At 45.5% G+C, this 4,912-nt stretch carries 5 protein-coding genes; all 5 read right to left on the bottom strand.

The window, feature by feature from the left end:
- Positions 1 to 617, bottom strand: a 617-nt coding sequence (locus ACLFWI_RS26705; protein ID WP_446415440.1) for a ThiF family adenylyltransferase, incomplete at its 3' end; no start/stop codon positions are given.
- A 276-nt stretch (positions 618 to 893) separates the two neighbouring features.
- Positions 894 to 1,115: a hypothetical protein gene (locus ACLFWI_RS26700; protein ID WP_446415436.1), complete on the bottom strand. Its 222-nt coding sequence runs from the start codon at positions 1,113 to 1,115 to the stop codon at positions 894 to 896.
- 113 nt (positions 1,116 to 1,228) lie between these two features.
- Positions 1,229 to 2,146: a hypothetical protein gene (locus tag ACLFWI_RS26695; protein WP_446415439.1), complete on the bottom strand. Its 918-nt coding sequence runs from the start codon at positions 2,144 to 2,146 to the stop codon at positions 1,229 to 1,231.
- Complete coding sequence (gene hpsP, locus ACLFWI_RS26690; RefSeq protein ID WP_446415438.1) at positions 2,133 to 3,392, bottom strand: hormogonium polysaccharide biosynthesis glycosyltransferase HpsP; 1,260 nt, start codon at positions 3,390 to 3,392, stop codon at positions 2,133 to 2,135. Before hpsP ends, ACLFWI_RS26695 begins: the two co-directional genes overlap by 14 nt.
- 278 nt (positions 3,393 to 3,670) lie before the next feature.
- Positions 3,671 to 4,840: a hormogonium polysaccharide biosynthesis glycosyltransferase HpsO gene (gene hpsO, locus ACLFWI_RS26685; RefSeq protein ID WP_446415437.1), complete on the bottom strand. Its 1,170-nt coding sequence runs from the start codon at positions 4,838 to 4,840 to the stop codon at positions 3,671 to 3,673.
- Positions 4,841 to 4,912: the final 72 nt, after the last annotated feature.

The following is a 4,912-nucleotide window of genomic DNA, read 5'->3' as shown; positions in this document are numbered from 1 at the left end:
GCTAAATCGGCTAACGTAATCGTGAAATTTTGTTGCTTTTCAGTAGCGACAAAGGTAATAATCACCTCACCAGCAACTGCAACAGCTAACATAACTAAATTTCGTGCTAAAGGATAATCGCAAATATCATCATTGACAGGTGAGGGAACGCGATAATTATCATTCCAAATGATCTCTGCATAGTCACTTGCTAATCCCAGATGCAAACAGGAAACTTGCACCTGTTGACAATAATCTTTCACCACTTGACGGGCAACACTATTGTCAAAGGTATCGATCACTAACTGACTATCCCGAAGTAATTGAGAACAGTTGTCCGCCGTTAGTTCTTTGGCACGCCCATCTACAGTGATACCTAATGCACGATAGAGCGTGTTTGTCAATATCTTAGTTTTATAAGCACCAATATCAGATTTGTAATAGGGTTGAGTAGAAAGATTGCGTTCCTCGATGCGATCGCGATCAATCACCCGTAACCTGCCAAACCCAGAACGCGCCAGGTTTTCGGTCAGATTTGCCCCCATCGCCCCAGCCCCGCATACGGTTACCGGAAACTCCTGCAACCGTGTCATCAGGGCGGGTGTTCGATAGAGGTTTTCGTGAAAGAAAATAGACATTAAGTAGGTGGAGACAATTAAAGTTAACGGCGGAGAACTCGCTACCCTTGAGAAGCAAGTTACGTCATTCGTCATTCGTCATTCGTCATTCGTCATACTCGCTTTCATCGAGAAGCAAGCTACGTTTATGTAAGGGTTTGAGGAACATTCACAGAACTTAACATAGTTCGGTTTATTTCCACCGACCTACTTAGTAATACAATTGGGCAATCACCGCGTTCGCCAAGCCTGTCCGCCGGACGTATCGCGAGATAGCCAATGACTCGATTAAAACAACTAACCGTTATCAATGACTTTAACAAAGCCATGTCGCACCCCATAGATTAATCGAGTCACCGCCTCCTCATGATCGGAGGTAAAGGCATTATCCATCGGTGTGATCAGCAATTCATACCAGTCAGAGTGACTGATTTGACCCTTTTTCATGCTTTGAGCAAAGAGTTGACTAAAGTCAAACGAGTTACTGATTTTTCTCTGGTACACTTTTTTTGTCAGCATCTTATGTCTCTGGGCTTAATAGAGATTCTGGTAGACGATAACTAGATTGTAGTCAAGATTCAGGGATAGTTTCTTGAAATCTTCGTAAAGAAATGTTGGTCATTATTGATGATCTAGCTGCGGGCTTCGATTACACCAACCAGGGATTGTAAATCAAAGTCGCGATCGCAACCAGAAAGACAGATTCCCGAACTGATCACGGTTAAATCCCCCTTAGCGATCGCAGAGGTATGACGTTCCCGATCACGAGTCGTCCATTCCACTTGCCAAAACTCACCGCGATCGCGAAATGTCCGCAATCTCCCACCCCCCATCTGTAATGCATCCCGCAACTGCTGTTCATCAGTTCGCTCAGCTCCCCCAGCTCCCTCAGCTCCCCCAGCTCCCTCAGCTCCCCCTGCTCCCCCTGCTTCTCTCGCCTGACGCCGATGTTGTTCTCGCTGCTGATACGCAGGTGTTTGTTGCAATACGAGTTCATAAACCGTCAGCATTTCCGGTGTCATTCCCGCAAACCGCACCTGATCCGGTAGAGTAACCTGTTCTAACTGTTCTCGTAACTGTTCAGTCGGTTGAGGTTCAGCCCGTCTGTCTATTTGATCAAACCAAAATGCCGTACCATCAAAACGGGCAATAATCGGTTCAAATGCAGCACCATCGCTAACCAGATGTACAGGTACAGGCTTAACCATACTCAAGCGTTGCTGCATATCCGATTCATTAATGGGATAGGCTAACCAAGTCAATGAACGCAACGGATAAGCCAATCGTAAACGCAGCGGTTTAAGTAGGTTCATATACTCAGCTAGTTGAGGTAAGCTAGCCTCTTCCACCACCTCAGCCATTTTCTCATCCACAGGACGAAAAATACCCCATCCTTCAAAATCACTCGGTTGAGGGGTAAAGGTATAAATCAGATTAGCCACTGACGTGCGAACCTTTCCCCCTTGAACACAGGGAGCAAGAAACTCAGTATCCTGAAGTTGGGTTTCTTGGGCGGCTATTTGGTTGAGCAGGTTATCAATATCTGCCATCATCAAGGATCTGTTGATATGCCTCAATCATAGTCTGCGCGATCGCATCCCAACTATAATGCTCTAGTGCATAGTTTCTCGCATTGATTCCACGCCGCTTTTGTTCCCCAGCATCCCTTAATGCTTCCCGTAAGGTTTGAGTCAACGACGCCACATCACACCCACAAACCCATCCCGCCTCCGCACCCTTCACCTCTGGGCAAATATGCACCTGATCCGAAATTACCACAGGAGTCCCCGCCACCATCGCTTCGGCGACAGCAATGCCAAAGTTTTCATAATAAGACGGTAAAACAAATAAATCCGCCCCTTGTAACAACGCTGCTTTTACTTCCCCCTCAACAAACCCTGTAATTGTCGTATGAGACGATAGCGGCGACGCCTGAATCTGTTGTTGGATTTTATGTTCATACTCTGGATCTTGAGGATTCGCACCCGCTAAGATAAACTGAAATGCTAACCCTTCAGCCAAAAGCGTTTCTAAAGCCGGAATCAATAAATCCAATCCTTTCTTTGGATCAATTCGAGACATAAATAATAGGATTGGCAATTGGGTAGAGACGTTCCCTGGGAAATCTGTCGGGGCGGGTAATGGGACGTTTGTTTCACCATTGATGATATCGTTTATGCAAAACCCACCCTGACGTAGAGACGTTGCATGCAACGTCTCTACATCCTCCGGAGGCGTAACCCCCAAAGGAATCACAATATCCGGCGCATTTGTACCAAAACGTTGAGAAATCTTCGCCTCTTGTTCACTGGTAAAATGAATACCCGCCGCCCCCGCTAAATTAGCACCTTCCCACAATCCCACATAAACTTGTTTTAATCGCCGCTTCTTCTGTAAATCCGCCGGATCAAGCGTACCCAAGGGACGCAAAATATACGGTAAATTTCGTTTTCGGGCGACTGTCGCAGCAGCCGTACTCACAGGCGAAAACAGGGCGTGAATATGCGCCAGATCAAATTCCCCTGCATGTTGCCACAACCAACGTAATAAATCGAGGGAAAACTTATAACGACGGAACGGAGAACACCGGAAATATCGCACCTGATACCCATCCTGGGGAACAGGTTTATCTAAAGGAACATCCAATGGCGGTTGACCAAAATCCCCATTACTATCTGTCGTCAATATCGTAACATCTACTCCCTGATTCGCTAGCGCTTTAGAAAGCCCCAGTACCATTTGACTCGGACCCCCATAAACCAGCGAAACTGAAGGAACAATTTGTAAAATTCGCATTTTTGTCATTCGTCATTTGTCATACTCGCTTCGCGAGAAGCAAGCTACGTCATTTGTCATACGTCATTTGTCATACTCGCTTCCCTTGAAAAGCAAGCTACGTCATTTGTTAGACTCGCCAACCAATAAAAAACCTAAGTAATATCATCGCCAATTCTTTCCAAATCCTATAAAAATCAAATCCCAATCCTATCACCCCCTCTGCGCCCTCTGCGTAAACCTCTGCGCCCCTCTGCGTTGAAAAACTATAATTCCGACACCCAGGAAAAATAATCTCATCATTCAATAAGTCTCTGATAAAAATCCAACAACTGCCGCGCCAAAGCCTTATTCGTATACTGCAGCATTGCCCGTTCATACCCCAACTCAGCCAACTGATTCGCCAACTCCGGCTGTTCCATCAGCGATACCAACTTGCCACGTAACGCTTCTACATTTCCCTCCGAAAACACCAAACCTGCATCCCCAATCACATTCGGAATTTCCCCCGAATCCGACCCAATCACAGGCACTTTCGATGCCATCGCTTCAATCAAAACATGACCAAACTGTTCCTTCCAACCCGCCGCCGTTAATGTTTTAAACTTGTACGTCGTCTCAGAGGGCAAAACTAAAACATTCATCAAATTGATATAATTTGGCACTTCGTCATGAGGAACACTCTCCACCCAAATCATCCGGTCTTTAATTCCCCATTCCACCGCCTTTTCCATTAACAAAGCTTGCAGAGAACCGCGTCCTAACAGTAACCACTTCCAGTGATGATCCTTGATTCCTGCTAAGGCTTCCCCTAGGGTTAATAATCCTTTTTCCTCAACAAATCGCCCTACAAATCCGACGACAAACTCATCCTCTTGAAGTCCTAACTTACTTTGTAACTCTGGCTGGGCTTGGGGACGAAATCGGCTTTCATCTACACCCAATTGAGGCATAACGGTATAAGCCCCTTGATAACCATGCTGCTGGAGTACCTCCACCACATCCTGATTTCCCGCAACGAGTCCGTGGGTATTTTGGAGGTTATAATCGTGCAATATCGATAAAGGAAACTTTACCTGATAGGGTAAATTCCACCAGGTAAAGAATACATTTTTCGCCTTTAGCCCTAAAAGTTGATTCAAGGCAATGAATTGGGCATATCCTAATGACTTTGCGCCTTGTTCAACCTGAATAATATGGGGGCAAAATTCTCGTAATAAGGAAAGGATATCCGTGCCAAATGTGAGCAATCCCTGGTTGTTTTGGCTAAAGTTAGAGATAGGGACGACTCTAAATGAACCTTCTTGACGCGGTTGGGTTTCAATAATTTTATTTTGTACGCCCCCTGGACGCCAACGACGGGGTACGACTACGGTGACTTCAATGTCAGGTTCTAACTTAGCAAGTTCGCGTAGCTTTTCGCAGTTAAGATCAACAATATAGGTATGACTGGCAACTAGAATTTTCATACTTTTTGTCATCGTTTATGGTTCATGGTTCATGGTGCATGGTTCATGGTTCATGGTTCATGGTTCATGGTT

This window comes from Coleofasciculus sp. (genome assembly GCF_046539235.1).
GTDB lineage: Bacteria > Cyanobacteriota > Cyanobacteriia > Cyanobacteriales > Coleofasciculaceae > Coleofasciculus.
This window is presented reverse-complemented; position numbering and strand designations above follow the sequence as displayed.

Bases quoted from the DNA above. Each gene is read 5' to 3' on its own strand.
- ACLFWI_RS26700 (WP_446415436.1), bottom strand. From the start codon at position 1,115: ATGCTGACAAAAAAAGTGTACCAGAGAAAAATCAGTAACTCGTTTGAC.
- ACLFWI_RS26695 (WP_446415439.1), bottom strand. From the start codon at position 2,146: ATGGCAGATATTGATAACCTGCTCAACCAAATAGCCGCCCAAGAAACC.
- hpsP (WP_446415438.1), bottom strand. From the start codon at position 3,392: ATGCGAATTTTACAAATTGTTCCTTCAGTTTCGCTGGTTTATGGGGGT.
- hpsO (WP_446415437.1), bottom strand. From the start codon at position 4,840: ATGAAAATTCTAGTTGCCAGTCATACCTATATTGTTGATCTTAACTGC.